At 27.0% G+C, this 21,162-nt stretch carries 15 protein-coding genes and 1 tRNA gene; 6 read left to right on the top strand and 10 right to left on the bottom strand.

The genetic code is table 4. The annotated features are described in order from the left end of the window. Positions 1–205: 205 nt before the first annotated feature. On the bottom strand, positions 206–853 hold the full coding sequence (locus ACNF36_RS01420) for a DUF402 domain-containing protein (RefSeq protein WP_257089504.1): 648 nt from the start codon (positions 851–853) through the stop codon (positions 206–208). A 33-nt stretch (positions 854–886) separates the two neighbouring features. Further along, a complete protein-coding gene (locus ACNF36_RS01415) occupies positions 887–3,067 on the bottom strand; it encodes an MYPU_1760 family metalloprotease (RefSeq protein ID WP_418303477.1) in 2,181 nt (726 codons plus the stop codon). A 153-nt stretch (positions 3,068–3,220) separates the two neighbouring features. On the opposite strand from ACNF36_RS01415, the gene ACNF36_RS01410 reads away from it, so the two are divergent. From ACNF36_RS01410 to ACNF36_RS01400, 3 genes are all read left to right on the top strand, one after another. Next, positions 3,221–3,436, top strand: a complete 216-nt coding sequence (locus ACNF36_RS01410) for an MAG6790 family protein (protein WP_257089500.1) — start codon at positions 3,221–3,223, stop codon at positions 3,434–3,436. Positions 3,437–3,551: 115 nt separating this feature from the next. Continuing rightward, positions 3,552–5,459, top strand: a complete 1,908-nt coding sequence (locus ACNF36_RS01405; RefSeq protein ID WP_418303476.1) for a M13 family metallopeptidase — start codon at positions 3,552–3,554, stop codon at positions 5,457–5,459. A gap of 527 nt (positions 5,460–5,986) precedes the next feature. Continuing rightward, positions 5,987–7,180, top strand: coding sequence for an MIP family Ig-specific serine endopeptidase (locus ACNF36_RS01400; RefSeq protein ID WP_323176599.1), 1,194 nt, complete (start codon positions 5,987–5,989; stop codon positions 7,178–7,180). Positions 7,181–7,205: 25 nt separating this feature from the next. Here ACNF36_RS01400 and lepA read toward each other — a convergent pair whose 3' ends face one another. Further along, a complete protein-coding gene (gene lepA, locus ACNF36_RS01395) occupies positions 7,206–9,008 on the bottom strand; it encodes a translation elongation factor 4 (protein WP_418303475.1) in 1,803 nt (600 codons plus the stop codon). 386 nt (positions 9,009–9,394) lie between these two features. Between lepA and ACNF36_RS01390 the strand changes: the two genes are divergently transcribed. Further along, positions 9,395–9,997 (top strand): variable surface lipoprotein, encoded by a 603-nt coding sequence (locus ACNF36_RS01390; RefSeq protein ID WP_257089489.1) that lies wholly within the window; start codon positions 9,395–9,397, stop codon positions 9,995–9,997. A gap of 140 nt (positions 9,998–10,137) precedes the next feature. Here ACNF36_RS01390 and ACNF36_RS01385 read toward each other — a convergent pair whose 3' ends face one another. The 5 genes from ACNF36_RS01385 to secG all read right to left on the bottom strand — a co-directional run bounded on the left by ACNF36_RS01385 (position 10,138) and on the right by secG (position 16,094). Continuing rightward, complete coding sequence (locus tag ACNF36_RS01385) at positions 10,138–10,797, bottom strand: deoxynucleoside kinase (protein WP_257089487.1); 660 nt, start codon at positions 10,795–10,797, stop codon at positions 10,138–10,140. Between the two features lie 80 nt (positions 10,798–10,877). Next, a complete protein-coding gene (locus tag ACNF36_RS01380; protein WP_257089485.1) occupies positions 10,878–11,162 on the bottom strand; it encodes a putative quinol monooxygenase in 285 nt (94 codons plus the stop codon). A 24-nt stretch (positions 11,163–11,186) separates the two neighbouring features. Further along, entirely contained in the window at positions 11,187–13,520 is a 2,334-nt protein-coding gene (metG, locus tag ACNF36_RS01375) for a methionine--tRNA ligase (protein WP_418303474.1), read from the bottom strand. 104 nt (positions 13,521–13,624) lie between these two features. Next, on the bottom strand, positions 13,625–15,850 hold the full coding sequence (rnr, locus tag ACNF36_RS01370) for a ribonuclease R (protein ID WP_418303473.1): 2,226 nt from the start codon (positions 15,848–15,850) through the stop codon (positions 13,625–13,627). A 4-nt stretch (positions 15,851–15,854) separates the two neighbouring features. Further along, positions 15,855–16,094: a preprotein translocase subunit SecG gene (gene secG / locus ACNF36_RS01365; protein ID WP_257089479.1), complete on the bottom strand. Its 240-nt coding sequence runs from the start codon at positions 16,092–16,094 to the stop codon at positions 15,855–15,857. Positions 16,095–16,252: 158 nt separating this feature from the next. On the opposite strand from secG, the gene ACNF36_RS01360 reads away from it, so the two are divergent. Continuing rightward, positions 16,253–18,703, top strand: a complete 2,451-nt coding sequence (locus ACNF36_RS01360; protein ID WP_418303472.1) for a hypothetical protein — start codon at positions 16,253–16,255, stop codon at positions 18,701–18,703. A 2-nt stretch (positions 18,704–18,705) separates the two neighbouring features. After that, complete coding sequence (locus ACNF36_RS01355) at positions 18,706–19,230, top strand: DUF4256 domain-containing protein (RefSeq protein ID WP_418303471.1); 525 nt, start codon at positions 18,706–18,708, stop codon at positions 19,228–19,230. Between the two features lie 119 nt (positions 19,231–19,349). Here ACNF36_RS01355 and ACNF36_RS01350 read toward each other — a convergent pair whose 3' ends face one another. Both ACNF36_RS01350 and ACNF36_RS01345 read right to left on the bottom strand, forming a co-directional pair. Continuing rightward, a complete protein-coding gene (locus tag ACNF36_RS01350) occupies positions 19,350–20,675 on the bottom strand; it encodes a DUF2179 domain-containing protein (protein WP_418303470.1) in 1,326 nt (441 codons plus the stop codon). A 160-nt stretch (positions 20,676–20,835) separates the two neighbouring features. Next, positions 20,836–20,911, bottom strand: a tRNA-Lys gene (locus tag ACNF36_RS01345). Between the last annotated feature and the right edge of the window lie 251 nt (positions 20,912–21,162).

The raw sequence follows: 21,162 nt of genomic DNA, 5'->3' as shown, positions 1-21,162 counted from the left end.
CAAACTCTCGAAAAAAATTGACTTGTCATGTCTTGTATATATCTAGTTTTCAAAGAACTTCTTTGCTATCAAAAGCATGAATATTATAACACTATTTTTTTTATTCAAAGTTTTTTTAAAAATTTTTTTCGAATTTTTTATTTGAACTTTTGATTAAAAAAATACTATCCACATCATAGTTTAATGGACAGTATTAAAGTTTTTGTTATTTGTATATTTTTGAAATATCAGCAAACATCGAAGTTTCTTCATTGTATTTTCTTCTATTATTAGTGTCTAATAATTTATTATATGTTTTCTCTGTTATTAATTTATCATCATATAAAACTTTTAAATAGTATGCAATAACTTCATCCGAAAAGAAATATTCATAATCATTATATAAAGAAATGATGTCTTTAATTTCATCATAAATAGTCTTTCTTAATGATTCGGGATATTTCATCTCTTTTGAATGTTCAGCAAATTCTTCTCTATCAACAATTTGTAATTCTTTATCTGGATAACATTTTATGTCTAAATCATAATCAATAAATTTAAGCGTGTCATCTTCAAAAATTGGACGTGATGCAAGGTTTATATAATAATAAGAACCGCTTTCTTTTAAAAGAACAATTGCATTGTACATTGAATCTTTCGGAATAAATCAAATTGCATTTTCTTTATATCTTCACCCATTTACATCTCTTTCATATTCAGCCACTTTAGTGTTTTTTAAAAATAAAACAATATGTCTCTTATTATGAAAAATTACTTTTACAGAATTTCATTGTCTATAAAGATGACCATTATGTTTATAAGCTTGAACATTAATCATTTGTCCAACTTTTAATTTAGAAAAATCTCATAGCATAAATTCCTTTCTATTTGCTTGTGAATATCTTAACTATGTAAATAATTTATGAAAATCTAATTTAACTTTATTATCTGTAGTTTTTATTATATTGTAAACATTTTCATTTTTTGTTGATCTTGCTGTTGTTACTCATCTATTTTCAGGAAGTGTTATTTCTTTTTCTATTAAAATTTCATTTTCTTCAGCAATATTATTGTTATTTAAATCTTTTCATAAATAAACAACTGAATTATTACTTGGTTTTGTAATGAAATCTTCTGAAATATATGGAATAAATAAAGTGTTTGTGTATTCATTTAATGAATTTGGATAAATTCTATTATTTAATTGCTCTTCTCTTTGCTGAGCTTGTTCTGATGTTAATGAATTTGATAATAATGCACCTTTATCAAAAGTTTTGTGACCAAAAAAATTGAATGTATCTAAGTATTTAATTTTTGAGGTTGTTGTAACTTGATTATTATCTGGATTAACGAAGACAAACCCTGTGTACTCATTTGAATCTAAGTAACCACTTAATTTGATTTTATGTTGATTTGCTTCATTATTTTCAATTTGTGAATGCTCTGAATCAATTCATTTTCATCCACTATTATCATAATATAGTTGTGAAATAGTTTTTCCATAACCCATTGTATCTAAAAATAATTTGTAAAAATCAACTGATTTATCTTGTTTTATTTTCTGAAGATTTAAATATTCAGTTTTAGTTCTATATCCTACTTGAGGTTGATATTCAGATAAAGCAAAAGGTGTTGTTGGCAGAAGAATTGAAGATTGATTTTTATAAGTTCTTGTTCTGTTTGAATTTTCTTGAATTGTCAAATCACCTTGTATGTATCATCCTTGTCTATATTGTGAATCAAAATTATTCAAGAAAACTTTACTCATATCATCTGCTAAAGATGTTGGTGAAATTGTGTAAGTTGTGGATGAAGATGTTTTGTCGATATGAGCATAGCTAAAATAACTCATTGTAAAGATATCTTGACCTTTATTTCTTGAGTCTTCTATAGCAGGACCAATTGGATTTGGTAAATTTATATTAAAGTAAGGTTCAAAACCATATTTCAAATATTCTCTAGGAACTAATTCGGTCAATGAATAATAGTAGCGAATATTATTTGATGAAAGACCGAACTTTGTATCAGGCGAATAATACAATTTTGAATGTTCTTTTAATTTTTTATTAAGTTCAATTATATCAGGATTGCTTGGTTTTCCGTTTGAAAGATCTCAAATGTCTTTTGGACTAAAAACATTATGAATAAAACTATTTTTTTTGTCATTATCTGCTCTTAATATTTCTCAAGTTTCATCAGAGATTTTTGATTTTGAAGTTACATCATAGTTTAATAAATATTGAAATGAATCAACAAACGATTTATTTCAATATTGAATGTAAAGATGATTATGCTGATCTTTAATTGTTGTTCCAGGTGAATAATAAATAATTGATGGGTTAACTAAATGTGAATCATCATTTTCAAAACTATAATATTTTGCAAGTACATCTTTTTTAAATGCAATTTCTGCATATGAGTTTGCTCAATGGTGCATATATTCGTGGAATGTTGTTTGCATCATATAAGCAATAATTTCATAAAGGCTCATTCCTGATTCACAAAAAAAGAAACCATTAATAAAGATATTTTTAATATTTGGAATATATAATCCGTTTGCAGTATTATCTATTACACTAAAATTATTTATATTTATAGCTTCAAGATCAAAAACTTCAGTACTGAATGGAATTTTTCTTTTAAATTCATGAGCATATAAAACTAAACCTTGAGGACCTAATAAATATCTACGCTCACTTTTGTCTTCACTAACATAATATGCATAGTCTCTAAAAGTCACATTTGTGTACGGATCTATGTATTCAAAATAGCAAGATCCATTAGTTTCTTCATATTCGTGCACATTATTTTTTTCAGTTTCAAATCTATTTAATAATTGACTAACTTCATCATTGCTTTTTGATGAAGTTTTCATAAATTCTTTATTGTTAATTGAGACTACATTAGAAGTTGCAATTGTAGGATGTGTGTAATTTGTAAATCTTAATTTAACTTTATTAACTTGTTTTTTATCACCATTTCCAGAAGATTTAAAAATATCTAGAAAACTGCATGAATTAGTCACAAGTGTTCCTAGACCTAAAATTGAACCAGTTAAAAACAATAAAGATTTACGTAATTTAGTCATGTTTAAATCATACACTTTTTATCTTAAAATAAGATAAGAAGTGTTGTAATTATTTTTTTCATAAATGTGAAAAATTTACTAGAAAATATTAAATTTTTGATAACTGGATCTCAAAAAGTTATAGAATAAAAGTGTAAGAAATCGGAGGTGCTTATGTACAAATACAAAGCAAAATTAGTAGCTAGTGGTGAAGTTATTGCACAAGCTAACACAATTGACGAATTAGAAGGTCAAATTAAAGGATTTCGCCGTGGTCAAAAACACGGATTACACACAAAGGGAAATGAAAAAATTGAAATATTCCATATAGAAAGAAACAATTTGGAAGGTAAATCACATTCTAAAGAAGTTTCAGTTAAAGTTGTTTAATTTATTAAATAGAATTTATATATTATTTTTATAGATATGTGCCACCAATTTTTGGTGGTTTTTATTTAAAAAACTCTAATTGCTATATAATAAAAAGAAAATATAAGGAGTTAAAATGTCAAAACCTAGATTAGAAGATAATTTTTATGAATACGTTAATTATGAATGATTAAATACCGCTACAATTCCATCAGATAGATCATCAATGTCAGCATTCGGTGAATTAGATATCAAATTAGAAAAATTACTTAAAGACTTAACAGTTCAGTGAGCTAATGGTCAAAAAGAATTACCTAATGATCCTATGATGAAGCAGTATGTTGAATTTTACAAAATGATTATTGATAAAGATAAGAGAAAAGAAATAGGAATAAAACCGGCTAAAGATTTTCTTAAAAATATTGAAGAATTAAAATCATTTGAACAACTTGCTTCAAATTTTGATTACTTTAATAATAGATATGTATCTTTACCTTTATCTTTTGGTGTTGGAGAAGATTTTAAAAATAATAAATTACAAGTTTTATGACTTGATGAATTTAGCTTAATTTTACCTTCAAAAGAAACATATGAAAATGAACAAGAAGCAAATAGATTAATGACTGTATGAATTAATATGGTTTTTGATTTATTACAAAAATACGGATTTGATGAAAGAAAATCAAATGATTTAATTAATAAAGCTATTGCTTTTGATTTAAAAATTAAAGATTATGTTCTTTCAGATGTTCAAAAGGCTGATTATGTTTCATTATACAACCCTAAAGAAATCTCATGATATACCGATAAAAGTTCAATTTTTAATATTCCAAACATTGCAGAGCAATTAGTAGGTCAAAAAGTTGAAATGATACCTTGTTCAAATGTTAAATTCATTGAAAACTTAAACAATATTTTCAATGAAGAAACGTTTGAAGAATATAAAGCTTTATTCTTTATTAAAAACTTAATTTTTGCAGCTTCATATTTAGATGAAGAAACAAGAATTAAAGCAACAGAATTTAAAAATGCAATTTACTCAATCCAAAAACCAAGAGATTTAGAAATGTTCGCTTATGATTTAGCTACTAAATATTTCAAAGAACCATTAGGTATGTACTATGCAAAACATTTCTTTGGAGAGAAAGCTAAAAAAGATGTAGAACATATGGTTGCTAATATGATCGAAGTTTATAAGAAAAACTTGGAAGAAAACACATGATTATCTAAAGAAACAATTAAAAAAGCAATTACTAAATTGAACAAATTAGGTGTTATGGTTGGATACCCAGAAATCATCAGACCATTTTACAAAGATTTTGTTGTTAAGACATATGAGCAAGGTTCAAACATTTTAGAAAATGTTTTATTCTTTGAATCAATTAAGACTCAATACAACTTATCGCAATACAATCAATTAAAGAATGATAAGTATTGATCAATGTCTCCTGCAGAAATTAATGCTTACTTTAATCCATTTGCAAATCACATTGTTTTCCCTGCTGCAATTTTACAAGCTCCTTATTATGATATTAATCAATCTTCATCTGCAAATTATGGAGGAATTGGAGCAGTTATTGCTCACGAAATCTCACATGCATTTGACAACAACGGTTCACAATTTGATGAAAATGGAAGCTTAAACAACTGATGAACTGATGAAGATAGAGTAAAATTTGACGAAAAAATTGCCGCTGTTATTAAGTTATATGATGGTAAAGAAACTAAATATGGAAAAGTTAATGGAAAACTAACAGTTTCTGAAAATATTGCTGATATCGGTGGAGTTTCATGTGCGTTTGAAGCTGCTAAACTTGAAAAAGACTTTAATCCAAAAGACTTCTTTGAAAACTGAGCTAGAGTTTGAAGAATGATTATCACAGAAGGAAGCGCAAAAAGAAGATTGGAATCTGATGTTCACTCACCTTCAGAAATTCGTGGAAATGTTGTTTTATTAAACAATCCAGATTTCACAAAAACTTATAACTTAAAAGAAAACGATCAAATGTTTTTACCTGAAGAAGAACAAATCAAAATTTGATAGATAACTAAATTGAAAAATATAAACCTCAATATAACGAACACTTTTTTTAGTGATAGTTATATTGAGGTTTTTCATAATTATTTTAATAATTTTAGTTTGATATTTACTCTCCTAAAATTGTATATGCATTATTAGCACGATATACTTCATAGTCTCCTCCATTAAATGGCTCAAGACTCTCGGGATTATCTATAGAAAATGAATAACTTTATCAACTATTTTAATTTTTTTAACTATTCTTATAACTAATTACCTAATAGTTCAAATTTGAGAAAAATTACTAAATTAATGAGGTGATTATGAAAAAAATTTTAGTCTGCTTAATAATTTTTATGAAGTTAATGTTTTGTTGCAGTTTTTTTACTGCTTCATGCAAGAATGATAACCATCAATTAAAAAAAGAAATCAATAATAAAAACCATAATACAAATTCTTGTAAATTAACAAATAGTTTATTGAATCAGAAATATTTAAGTAATTTTTCCCCATTATTAATTAATAATAAAATTTTGCTTGGTTCAGGAAAAATGAATTGAGAAAGTATCAAACTTGATAAAAATAATCAAATTAATCTTAATATTCAGCATGAAGATATGATGGATAATGTATTTAAAGTTTCATTTCATAACTATAACCCTCATAACAGGATAAACTCACAATCTAAATATATGATTCATTCAGGTACTATCAGTTTATTTGATTATCATCTTGATGATAATGGTGAAATTGAAAAATTGTATTTCGTAACAAATGCTCATGTTCTAAATAACTTTGTAAAGAATAATTCTGATGGTTCAATATTTTCAAATATTATCAATGATAACCAATTATTAAATGATGAAAGTAACCTTATAACTTCTCAAGTTCAAATTTCAAAGTTGGGATTTGATACGAATAAAAACCAAGAAATTAAACAAATTTTCAGCTTTAATCCTAGTGATTTTAAAATTGTATATTTAGCATTAGATTTTTTAAAGTCAAGTCCTAAAAATTACATCCATAATATGGATAATGTTGAAGAAATGATTGACTTTGGTATACTGGAATTAGATTTGAAAAATATTCATAATAAAAGTAATTCAATTTTTGAATACTCTAAAAATGAAAATTTAGTCAGTTGTCAAAATATGACGTTTAATGAATGATTAGGTAAATTTATTAATATCAATAAAATTAACACCATATCATCAGATAATATTTTGGAAAATCATGAATTTTACTCAATAGGTTACCACGATAAGGAAAATGAGTTTACTTTTAATAATTCAAATAATTTAAATCACTCAGAGCAATTTCATTTTTTAGAAAACTATCCTGGTTTTGTTGATATTTTGCTTAACTTTAGATACATAAGTCATTTAAATAATTTTAAGTATGTAAATAAATCTGTTTCCAAAGCAAATAAATTTGTTAATTATGGTTTAGGATTCGTAATAAATGATTATCAACCATATTATGGTTCATCAGGATCTCCGGTTGTTAATCAAAATAATCAATTACTTGGTTTAATGTTTGCTACATATGATGTTGATTTTAAAAATAAAGCATCAATATCTTGTTTATTAAGATCTCCTGAATTAGATTATTCAGAGAACTTCGGTTTGTACAACATAGAACCATATGATTTAATTTATGGAGGATATCAAAATCAAAAATCATCATATAAAGATGCAATTAGAAATTTATATGGAGATAACTATAAAACTTGATTAATAAAATAACCAGGCATTAACCTGGCTAAATAAATTATTTGTCAATATTTGTTTTTAAAACTGATAAGAAAGCCTCTTGTGGAACTTCAATAGAACCAAGTTTTTTCATACGTTTCTTACCTTCTTTTTGCTTCTTGAGTAATTTTTGTCTTCTTGTTACATCCCCACCATAAAGTTTTGCAGTAACATCTTTTCTATAAGCTTTAATTGTTTCTCTTGCAATAATTTTTCCACCAATTGTGGCCTGCACAGGTACTTCGAAGTTTTGTCTAGGTATTGCATCCTTGAGTTTTACACATAACTCTCTTGCTGCTTCATATGCTTTTTCTCTATGTGTAATTATTGAGAATGCATCAACTTTATCTCCATTTAATAAGATATCTACTTTCACTAAATCTGAAGGTCTATATCCAATTCACTCATATTCAAATGATGCATAACCTTTTGTGGTAGATTTTAATCTATCAAAGAAATCAAAAACAGTTTCAGCTAATGGTAATTCATAAATTATTCTAGTTCTTCTAGAGTCAACTGTCTCTAAAGTTTTATAAATACCTCTTTTATTTTGACAAAGTTCCATAACATTACCAATATATTCATTTGGTACAAAAATACTTGCTTCAACATATGGTTCTTCGATTTGTTCTATAAATGTTCTATCAGGAAACAATGTAGGGTTAGAAATGTATTCAATTTCTCCTTTTGTAGTAGTTACTTTATACTCAACACTTGGACTTGTTGCAATAATTCCAACCTTATATTCTCTATCAAGTCTCTCTTGAAGAATTTCCATATGCAACATTCCTAAGAAACCAACTCTAAATCCAAATCCTAATGCTTTTGATGTTTCTTGTTCTCATGTGATTGATGAGTCTGATAATGAAATTTTTTCTAAACTTTCCTTAAGATCCATGTAATCTTTTGTGTCGATTGGGTAAAAACCGGTAAACACAACAGGTTTCATTTTTTTGTAACCTGGAAGAGCTTGTTTTGTTGGATTAGAAATTAAAGTGATTGTATCCCCGACGTTAACTTCTTTTGCATCTCTAATTGCTGCTGAAACTCATCCAACTTCTCCTGCAACTAATTCATCTTTTTTGGTTTCATTTGGATTTTTAATACCTAAGCCAATAACATGATACTCGTTTCCTGCATCGTGTCTTGACATAAATTTAAACTTATCTCCTGTTTTAAGCTTACCTTCGAATACTCTGATAAACATAACAACTCCACGATATGGATCAAAGTAACTATCGAAAATCAATGCTTTTAAAGGTTTATTATCATCTGCATTTTTAGGTGCTGGGATATATTCAACAATCGCATCAAGCAATTGATGAACACCTTGACCTGTTTTTGCAGACACCAAAATAGCATTATCAGTCGGTATACCGATAACTTCTTCTATTTCTTTTTTAACACCTTCAACATCAGCACTTGGTAGATCGATTTTATTTATAACAGGCAGGATTTCTAAATTATTTTCAATCGCTAAATAAACATTAGCTAAAGTTTGAGCCTCAATACCTTGTGTTGCATCCACAAGCAATAAAGCTCCCTCAGAAGCTGCAAGGGATCTAGAAACTTCATAATTAAAATCAACGTGTCCTGGTGTATCAATTAAATGAAAAATATAGTCTTTATACTTGATTTGAACTGCATTTAGTTTAATTGTAATACCACGTTCCTTTTCAAGATCCATTGAATCTAAAAATTGAGCAGTTAACTCTCTTGTGTCTACTGTATTTGTGTATTCTAAAATACGATCAGCTAAAGTACTCTTACCGTGATCTATGTGAGCTATTATTGAGAAATTACGAATTTTACTTTTTTCCATAGTTCTTTAAATTATAGATGAAAATTTTTTTCATTTTTTGAATTTTTATCTTATAATAATACCAGTGCTTTATCCTTGAACTTGATTCGGATAAAGAATGTGATGTCCATGAAACATCCTTCTTGTGTTAAATTATTAAACACCTGTCACTAAATAATTTTATGTAAAACACATAATCATTATTATGTCTTACATAACTTCGCCACAGCATTCTTGCTGTGGTTTTTATTTCAGAATTCACTGAATAAAGAGTGTAACCAGAGAAAAAATCCTTAATTTTTCACAAAATGTGAAAAAAATAAGAAAAAATTACATATTTATTACATAATATTTGAAAAATGTGCTTAAATTTAAGTAGATAAATTAATTTTCAGGAGATGATTATTATGAAAAAATTAAAAACTTTACTTATGAGTATTGCTGGATTATCAGCTATTGTGGCGCCAGCCGTGGCAGTGTCATGTAAAGATACTAAAAAACCAGAACAACCTGGTAGCCCTAACACAGGTTCACCTGTACATGCTGACGCAGAAATTGCTGAATTAGATAAAATTGGTGAAAGATTAGTGGCTAAAGGAGCTGAATTATTCACATTCTTACCAGAAAAAAGACAAGATATTATTAAAAAATTAACAACAGGTGAAGAAAGAAAAAGACAATTATTCTTCTCTAACTATGATGGTCAATTAGCAACAGGTGTTGGTAGAGATTACAATGTTACACAACCTTCAACAGAAATTAAGGCTATTAATGCTGAAAAAGGAATTCAATACATTAAAAGTGGTTACATGATTGCTAATGATGTAAAACCTGAATACGTAAACAAACAAGGTGTTCAAGGGGCAAGCGGATGACTTAACACAGTTTACAATGAATCACAAGGCACAGTTACAATTAAATTCAAAGTTGTTAAATTTGTTAATGATGCAACACCGGTTAAGACTTCTTCAAAAGCATTCGAAGTTACATTAAATCTTCCAGCTCAATAATTTTTACATATATTTTATACAACACTAAATCAATTATATTAGTGTTGTTTTTTATGCTTTTGCAAAAAGAAAAACACTCATTTCCTGTTCTTAATAGAACTAAAAACAAGTGTTTACTTAATTGTGATAAAAAGGAAAATCTATTCACTAAGTAATTTTTCTTCATCACTAATAATTGATAATGCTTCTTGCAATATTTGTTTTTCATCTTTATCATTTGTGTCTATGACATAGTACTTAAGGTTATATTTTGAAGCTATCTCTTTAAAGATTTTTAAATAGTTAGAATGTAAATTTTTAAAATATTCGTAATTAGAATCAAAATTCTTCACTTCTGATTCTCTATTTCTTGCAAACAATCTTTTCTTAAATGTTTCAAAATCTACATCCAAGAAAATTGCAAAATGTGGCATTTCATCTTCAGTTACTAACTTTTCAAACATAGCATCATAAGCCTGTAAATATTTTTCACTTTTTGCCGATAATATCAACTTAGCAAAAATATAATGTTCTAATGCAAATCTATCAACAAAAATGTGATCTCTTTTAATATTTGAATTTGATTGATTGTATTCATCTAATAATTTTGCAAACTTATCTGAATGATTTTCGGCTATATAAGATTGAAAACTAATTGTTAAATTTGATTTATTTTCATACAATCAATTTAAGAAAGTGTTGAAAACATCATCAGATTCTTCAAACTCTCTTAATATTTTTGAAGTAGGAAACTCTTTTTGTAAGTTTTTAACTAACGAACTTTTTCCTGCAGCAATCATTCCACTTATACCTATAACCATAAATACCTCACTTTAATAAATTTGGATAAAAAATCAACTCGATTAATTTAATGAGTTGAATTTACTTAAAATTATTATTACTATTTAACTAAATCTACATCATATAATGTATTAACTAATTTACACATTTTGTTAAGGGTTTTAAACTCTTGTTTAAACTCTTCTAACTGCATAAACTTTTCATAATCTAATCTTGTAGATCATCTTTCTAAAACAATTACTACTCCCTCAGGATCGACAGAATATTCGAATGATAAGTTTTCTTCTTTCATTCTTGTTTTTTTAGTTAATATAAATAAATAATCAATAAATCCTTTTAACTTTTCTGGATTTATTACATATCTTGATGCTTTGGCAAAAATCAAAATCGCCTCCTTAATAAGATCAAGTTATTTTTTTAAACGAGCAAAGAGCATATACTCATTCCCTTGATTAATATTATCAAATTTTTGATAATCTTCTATTAAATCAATAGAAAAACTATCAAAACCTAATGCGGTTGCTACTTCTTTTGTTTTATCTTTTAATACAACTGATAAATAAGTTGAAACTGCATAAATACCATTTAGAAGTCTTGCTAAAATTTGTTCTAATCTTGGTAAATCTTCTTTTAATTTTCAAGGTTCTGTTAAATCAACATATTTATTTAGGTCGCTTGATAAATTAATAGCAACTTTTAATGCTTTGTCAATTTCTAAATTGTCAAAGTGTTTTTTGTACTCGAAGATAGAATTTCTAATTTTTAAGTCTATGTCCAAGTCATTTTCATCTTTTGATGACTTGTATTTTAAAGGACCTGAAAAACTATTTGATTTCATTTTTAAAGTTCTTGAAACTAAGTTTCCATAATTATTAATTAATTCAGAGTTAATCACATCAATAAATCTATCTTCATCTCAAACACCATCTTCTCCTAATGTGATTTGTGATGTTAAATAGTATTTAATCATTTCTTTATCGTATTTAGCTAATAAATCATATGGATCAACTACATTATTTTTTGATTTTGACATTTTTCCTGTCGGTGTAACTAATCAACCGTGCGCTTGAATTCTTGTAGGTTGTTTTAAGTTAAGTGCTTTAAGGAAAATAGGTCAATAAATCATATGGAATCTTGCTATTTCCTTACCAATTAAGTGAACAACTTCTGAGTCTTTGCTTGCTCAAAATTTCATAAACTCATCTGGTTGTTGCTTGTTTTTTACATCATACCCTAAAGCAGTTATATAGTTGCATAATGCATCTAATCAAACATAAAGTGTATGTGTTTGGTCTTCATCGATTTTGATACCTCATTCAATGTTAGTTCTTGTAACTGATAAATCTTCTAGCCCTTTAAGTAAGAAATTATTTTTCATCTCATTGATGATTTTGTTAGGTGCTAAAAATTCTTGATTACCATCAATATACTCAACTAATCATTTTGCAAACTCATTCATTTTGAAGAAATATGAATCTTCTGAAACTAAAATTAGCTTGTGACCACTTGTCGGATGATAATATCCATCTTCTTTTTTAACTGCTTGTGTTTCTGTTAAAAACTCTTCATCTGAAACTGAGTATAAACCATTGTATTGCCCTTTATAAATAAAACCTTTTTCTAAGAAATAAGAGAAAATGTGTTTTACTGAATCTTTATGGAATTGTGATGATGTCCTTGAAAAGAAATCATATTCTATTCCAAAATCAACTCACATTTGTTTATATTTACCAACTAAATTATCAACAAATTCTTGTGGATTTACATTTTGCTCAGCAGCTTTTTGTTGAATTTTTAAACCGTGTTCATCACTACCTGTAAGCATTTTAACTTCATAACCAAGTAGTTTTTTATAATTAGCTAAAACTCAAGCAACTGTAGTTGTATATAAGTGTCCAATGTGTAAATTTCCACTCGCATAGTAAATAGGCGTTGTTATATAACTTGTTTTTTTATTCATCTTCTCCTCCACTTTTATAGGTCTATAAAGTTTTTTAATTTCAGGTAAATAATCGTGATTATTTTTATCGCTATTATCATGAAGATATAAGTTGGGTAAGAAATGAACACCTCAACCTGTCTGATATCTTGCTTCAAGTAAAATAAATTTAGGTTTATCATCTATTCTAGGATAAATAAGTTGAACTCTTTTTGGCTCAAATTTATATTTTCTTAATAATTCAAAAGCATCAACCATTCTTTCAACAGGTAGTACTAGTGATAAAAATCCTTTTTGTTCTATTATTTTAGAACAACCTAAAATTAATTGTTCTAAATTTAAATGAATTTCGTGGGTTGCAATTAGTTTTTCTTGTGAAATGTTATTTTTAACTTTTGTTTTATCATAAGGATAAAAAGGTGGATTACAGAAAATAATTTGATATTTCTTTTGTGCATTCTTTGTGTGCTGTTTATAAAAATCATTAAAGTCTTGGCTAATAATATGAATTTGATTTTCCATATTATTAAGCTTCACATTTTCTTTTGCTAACTCTGCTGCTTTTTTTTGAATTTCAATCGCATCAATTTTTAATTTGTCATATCTAGAAGCAACAAAAATTGATAAAGCACCATTATTAGCACCGATTTCAAGTGCTCTAGTGGTTTTTTTATTTAAATAAATAAAATTACCAAGCATAATGGTATCAACTGAATAATTAAACATATCTTTATCTTGTTTAACTACTAATCCAGCATCAAAACCTAATGAATTTTCCTCTAAATTTCTATTTTTATTTTTCATTTTTATCCTTTAATAAATATTTTTAATTATATTAAATAAGTTATATAAAAGATAACTTTTCATTATAAAAGCGCATAGCTCTTTATTAGCTTTGCGCTATTGTTTTATTTTTGAAAATTTTTTCTTAATTTTGAAAAATTTTGCTTATTTTTAGAAGCTCTTTCAGCTTCTTCTTTTTGCTTTTTAGCTAATCAAGCTTCGTATAAATCAGCTAATACACAAGTAACTTTACCTTCGACTAAATCAACTTCTGTAACAATTACATCTACAAAATCACCAATTGTAAATTTTCTATCTTTAGAAATCAATTTAGTTAAGTTTTCATTAGCTTCATATTCTCCATCAATCAATGTTGACTTATGAACTAGACCACTAGCTTTAAAATCAAATTCAACAAAGAAACCAAAGTTAAGCACACTTAAAATTTGAGCTCTAAATGGTGAACCGATTTTATTTTTTAAGAATTCAGCAAACTTAAGATCATTAACATTTCTTTCAATTTGAACTGCTTTTTGTTCTGATTTAGTATTTAAATCACCAAATACAGGTAAGTTTAATCTGAACTCTTCAAGTTTTTCAGTTTGTTTATTAATAATAAAATCTCTAATTATTCTATGAATGATTAAATCTGGGTATCTTCTAATCGGACTTGTAAAATGACAATAATATTCACTTGCTAATCCAAAGTGCCCAATGTTTACATCTGAATAAATTGCTTTTTGCATTGAACGTAAGAACATTAATTTAATAAAATCATCATCTCTTTCAGCTTTAACTTTATTAACGAAATCTGCAAATATTTTAGGAGTAATTGAGTTTGCTTTAAGTTTTGATGCGTCTATTGAAACTGCTGCTAAAGAGTTTTGTAGTAATTGAATTTTATCTTCATCCGGTGCTTCGTGAACACGATATAAAACAGGTAACTTAGCATCAAAAAGATATTTAGCAACTGTTTCATTTGCTCTAACCATAAAGTCTTCAATTAAAACTTCGCTAAATCCACGTTTATTAATCATGATTTGTTCAACACTACCATATTGATCAAGTTTAATTTTAGGTTCATCAATATCAAAATCAACATATCCTTCTTTAATCTTGTAATCGTGAATAATTAAACTTAATTCTTTAGCTACATTAAGCATTTGTTTTAATTTAGCTACATTTTCTTGGTTTGGATGATCTTCATTAATTTCACCTGTATTGTAGTATTTGTCAACTTGTTTGTATGTTAATCTAAATTTACTTTCGATAACACCTTGTGAAATATCTGCTCTAACTGTATTTCCATTTTTATCAATTTCCATTTCGCAAGCTAAAACAAATCTTTTTACATTTGGATTAAGCGAACAAATTCCATTTGATAATTCAACAGGTAACATTGGAATAACTCTGTCAACTAAATAAATACTTGTCCCTCTACTTAAGGCTTCTTGGTTAATGAACGAACCTTCTTTGACATAGTGAGAAACATCAGCTATATAAACTCCAAGGAAATAATTTCCATTATCTAACTTTTTAACTGTGATTGCATCATCGAAATCTTTTGTATCATCACCGTCGATTGTTACAATCATTTCATTTGTAAAATCACGTCTATTTGTTTGGTCTTCATTATCAATTGTTTCAGGAATTAATTTAATTTCGTCCTCAGTATTTTCAGGGAAAGCTGATGGAACTTTAATTTGTTCTAAGTATGATTTAACAAAAACCATCGGGTCAGCTTCGTTTGTAATAACTCTTTCAACACTTATTGTTATGAATTTGTCTTCGTAAGCTAAAACTTTAGCTAAAACTAAGTCATTTAATTTGTTTGGAACACTTGAAGGAATTAATTTAAATTTAACACTTTTAAATCTAGCATCAATAGGTGCAAATGATTTAACACCATTTTTTTCTTTTATAAATCCAACAAAACTTTCATTGTTTCTTTGAATAATCTGTGTAACTACACCATCTTTTAATTCTTCATCACCTTTTTGAAGTTTATAAACATTAACCTTAACTTCATCGCCGCTAATAGCTCCATTAAAATTAAAAGTTTTTACATAAACACTTTTTTTAGTTCCTTCTTCTTCGTTGATGTCATAATCAACAAATCCAAAGTTACCTTTTGTAGCGACTTTTAAAATTCCTGTAACTGTTTCTTCGAGTTCAGGTGAATAATATTCATCATTATTATTTCTAAAAACTAAATATTCAGATTGCAAATCTGAAATAGCTTTAGTCAAGTCTTTATTATTTCTCAATGAAACTTTAAAATGTTTTGCAATGTCTAAGAATGACCTTGACTTATATTTTCTAATGTAATTTAATATTTCTTGTTTTTGCATACTTTTATTTTTTCAGTACTATTCTTAAAACAACTGAAGCAATAATTAAAATTGCTCCTAAAACTATCATTGAGTATTTTAAGAATTTCTTAACTCCTCTTTCTTTTGAATTTTTAAATAACTCCAAGTCTCCTGAACCAACTAATGCTCCTGAAAAACCATTTGAATCAGGTGACATTAATAATGAAACGAAGACAATTAGAATTCCAACCATTACCAATATAACTGTTAAAAATGTTGACATTATTACTCCTAATATTTACTTATTTAATATAAGTTAGATTAATATTTTAAATAATACCACAATATCTGTTTTTTGTTCTTTACTGATATAACTATATGCTAGATAAAAATGATTTTTTAATAATAAAAATAATAAAGTTTAATAAAATTAAAATAATTATGAAAAAACTAGTTAAAAAATTCTTATTAACAATGCCAGTTGTAACATCTGCTACATTGCCAATTGTTGCACTTTCTTGCAACAATCAACAAAAAGAGGATCAAAATTTAAAATCATTTAAAGGTGACTACTTAAAAACAGCGAATGTTTTATTTAACAATATTGTTAATACAGCACAAAAATGATTAAATATCATTGAAAATGATTCTGCAGCTAATGAAAGATTAAATAATTTCTTTAGTCAAAATGCAAATGCTAAAGACACGGTTATTTATGTTTTAAAATCAGATCCAGAATCATTTAAAAAGAATATTATCGACTCAAACTTAAAACAAATTGAACAAATCATTAATGGTGAAATTCAAAATACTTATAAATACTTTAATGAAGTTTCAAGAATCACATGAGCTATAAATCCACAGTTTCTTAACGGGATTCTTTCTACATTTATTAGATTCATGCCTGAAAGTGAAGAAATTCAACAATCAATGAAATCTGACTTTAGCAAGTTAGTTGGATACTTATTTTATTCAAATAGTAAAGCTGAAATCATTAAAAATTACATTCTAATGAACGAGAGTGAAAATAGAGCTAATAAAATTAAATCATTGACAAATGATGCTGCACTTAAAAATTCAGTTGATCAATATTTATTATCAAATCAAAATGTTATCGCTGAGTATAAAAAATTAAATGATGCACAAAACTATGCATATGATTCAATCACTTCATTATCTGAAGAGAAAATCAGAGAAATGTCAGATGAATATTTAAAATTCCAAAAACAATTTATGAGTTTTAGAGAGCAATTTAATGTTCCATATCTTGAATTAACACAACCTGAAAGTTCCCTAAATAAACAATTTAACTCATTAATTGTTCCTAACTTTGCAAAAATGCCAAATATGAACGAAATTGGTAAACCTATTCTTGATGAAAATGGTAAGGAGACTTACAAAAACCAAGCAACAACATATGATAGTTTATTAGAGAAATACAAAAAAAACCAAGAAATTAAAGCTCTCATTGAAAAAATCAAAGCTAAAAACTTAAAAGAAAAAGTAACAATTGAAAATCCAAGTGTATTAAATGATCTTACAAATGGAAAAATGTTACCTTTATCAATTTCATTCACAACTAACTGAAATCAATCTTTCAAATTTGGTTCTGTAATTTACTCAAAAAATAAGCAAACAAATTCATTTGATAAATTAAATCTTGAAGAAAAAATTACACAAGGTTCAAAATTAGTTTCATCAATGATTAATGACTGAAATGCAGATCATATTTTAAAATTATCACTACCTATTGAAATTATTAATTATTGAGGTGTTTTCAACCCTAATGAAGCTAATACAAAGATAAATAAAGAATCAAGTGATGAAAATATTAATGAATTAACAAAACTAACTGACTATATTACATTAGGATTTAACTCAGTTCAACCAATTGAATATAAGATTAAAGAAGAAACTAAAGACAACAACAAATACAATTTATTGCAAATAGGAGTTGTTAGAAATTCATTATTAGGTGGAAGACATTACAAAGATTTTTGAGACACATTCTTTTTAACTCCATCATATGAATACTTAATTGATAAAAATGCTGTTAAACTTTCTGGGCAAGGAATTAATCTTAATGCTTCATTTGATTTATATATAACATTGAGTGATGAAATTTATGAAAACCAAATTAAACCATTAATTATTGACCAAATGTCTGATGAAGAACTTGAGAAAGTATCTGAATTAAAAGCTAAAATTTCAGCACTTGAAGATAAAGAAATCACAATAACAGATGATGATAAGGAAATAATTTCTAAATTTGGTTATATGTATAGATTTAAAGATGTAACTGACGAAACATATCCAACTCAAGCTATTCCTGTTGATCAAATTCCATCTACACTACCTCAAAAATACTTAATTGATGCAATTGACAATTACATTAATGTATCAACAAAAGGTTCAGAATACATTTCTTCTTTAGAAAGTGAAATCTCAAATTACACATCTAGAATTGATACATACAAAAAAGAAGCAATTACACCTGCTGAAGAAAAACTTGCTGCGTCACAAGATGAAGAAGAAAAGCAAAAATTAAGAGAACAAATCGAGCTTTTCAAAGCTGAAGTAGATAAATTAGAAGGGCAAAAAGAAGAAGCAACAGCAAGATTAGATGCTGCTAAAGCAGAAAAAGAAAAATGAAATATTTTTGACACCAATAAAGTTGCATACTTCAAAAACAAATTAACTGAATTAACTGATCCAAAAATTGCTAACCCTAATAAAAATGCTGAGAGTGATCCTGAACAAATTTCAGATCCTGAAAACTCAATTAAATATAATAAAGAAGAGCTTGAAAAAGTTTATACAGCTTATGAAACAAGAAGAGCTCAAGAATTCAATAAATTAGTTATTGGATTCACATTTAAAGTAATTGATTAATTATGAAAACAAATTACATTTATAAAACTCTTTTAGAAAGAAATGCAAATTTGAATCTATTATCAAATGATGAATTTGAAAAATGTGTTCAAATAATTCTTTCTAGCCCACAATTAATTAACACATTTGACTGAATGGAACAAACGAACGGTGAACCAACATTAGTTTCAATGTTTGATAACATTTATCTTGTAGATTTATCAACTCAGTCACCTAATAGAAGATCACTGTGCTATGATAGAACTGCGCTAATTAACAGAAAGAAGTTTGTACCTGAAAATGATGCTTTAAGTCTTGCGCATAGTTATTTTTGTGAACTGCTAACTGAGCAAGACTATAGATTTTTAAATACAATCAAACCACTAGATACTAAGACATCTTCTTGAATTCACACACCTAAAGAAATTCGTGATAAAGGTGGTGCGATATTTTGCGACAATAGATATGGTGCAGTATTTGTCTACCATAATAGTGCTGATTCATATTATTCTTCTAGAGGTTTTAGAGTTAAAGTTAAAATCATTTAACCTATGCACATAGATACAAAAAGTAAGATATTTAATTTGATATCTTGCTTTTTCTTTTTAATTAGTTACTAAAAAAGATAAAGAAAAAGCTACCTAAAAGGTAGCTAGTTAATGATTTATTAGAATTTATCTTGTGGTAAGTAAATTGAACCATCAATACTTTTAATATCTGAAATAGAGATAAATGCATCTTTGTCAACTTTACGAACATCTTTAATAATACGTAACACATGTCTGAATAATGCAACTGATGTAATAACATCAATATCTTTTCCTTCGTATCCACCTGTAGCTCTGAAAATTGTCATACCTGTAACAATTTTCTTGTCGCTTGTGATAATTTCTTTAACTTTAGCAGCATTCTTTGTAAAGATTTGAACTCTAACAAGTTTAAATTTAGGGAATAATTTATCTAATACACCGATATAAACAACGTTTACTAAGAATGTAGCGATGAAGTTAGGTGAGAAGTAAAGCTCAGCGTGTCATACTTTTGCTTTCAATGCTTCTGCTTGTCTTGTGAATTCAATTACTTGTGAATCTGATAATCCCATATCAATTTTATTTTTAGCAACTAATGAAGGATCAACTTTTGATAAAAGAATTGAACCTGGTAATCAAGACCCAACTAAAACAGCAACAATCATAATTGCTATGTTCATATATCCACTAATTGAACCGAATGATTTTTGTTTTGCGTTTGCGTATCATTCTCCGATAACACCTGTAACACCAGCTGTTCCTCCAATGATTTGGATAATAGCAAATACGTAAGCTAATAATACTCCATAAACAATTGCATAAAGCATTAATGCTAACACACTACCTGATGAGTATGAGTCTCATAATAATGGAACTAATCCTGAAAGTGATTGGTATTCTGGAAGTAAAGCAGCTTTAACAGCTTTGTTTGAGAAGTCCCCGATAATATATGTTGAACCAGCACCTGGGATCATTCCGATTCCGAATGAAACTAATGATGAAACAACTAAGAATAAAATTGTTAAGTTTGTAAATAATTTTCCGACTTTCTTATAACCGAAAATGAAAATAGGAATACTTAAAATAACATAAGCAACTCAGAAGACGAATTGGTCAATTAAGTTAAGCACTGTTCCATCAACTTGTCCAGCTATAGAAACTACTAAAATCTTTGCTCCAGCTTGCCCAAAAGCAGCTAAACCAAAGTTGTAAATACCAACGTTTTTAACAAAGAATACACCAATGATACCGAAGATAACTGCTGTAATGTTTGTTATTAAAATAATTTTTCAAAGCGGCATTTGTTGGTAGAAGTAATTTAATTTAAGACCAAAGTTAGACATTCTTGTTCTTTTGTATAAAGTGTTCTCTTTTTTAATGTGCACTTTTTCTAAGTTTTCAACTGTGTCTTGTCATTCAGAAGAATTTTGGTCTTTATGACTATTTGACTTTTTAAAAAGCATTTTGCTCCTTTCTTTAAAATTAAAAAATATGTTACCTATCAACAAGATAACTAAATTACTATTCTTATTCTATCACTTTTGCAAATAAAGCAAAATTTTAAAAATACTAAATAAAAAACCACATATTTTTAATATGTGGATATTGGTCGCTTAAACGAAATGGTAGACCGTACAGGGTTCGAACCTGCGACCCACTGGTTAAGAGCCAGTTGCTCTACCGGCTGAGCTAACGATCCACTAATATTATAAAACTTTTCAGAGTGATTTTATAGTCTCTAATTTCAATAATCTAATAAATTAAAATTAACTTTTATAGTAGTGCTCTAGGTTTAAAAGTTGAATTCAATTTCTCTAAATTAAAAATAAATAAAAAATTCCATACATTAATCCCGAGTTTCCAAGTTTAACCTTTTTTTAAGGGTCGTTTTTTAATCCATATATCTATAGATATATGAAGCAAAAGAAATTTTATTTTTTTACTTACATT

It is taken from the genome of Mycoplasma sp. 4463 (assembly GCF_048381515.1).
GTDB lineage: Bacteria > Bacillota_I > Bacilli_A > Mycoplasmatales > Metamycoplasmataceae > Mycoplasmopsis.
Note: the sequence above shows the minus strand (reverse complement) of the source record. Positions and strands in the feature narration are given on the sequence as shown.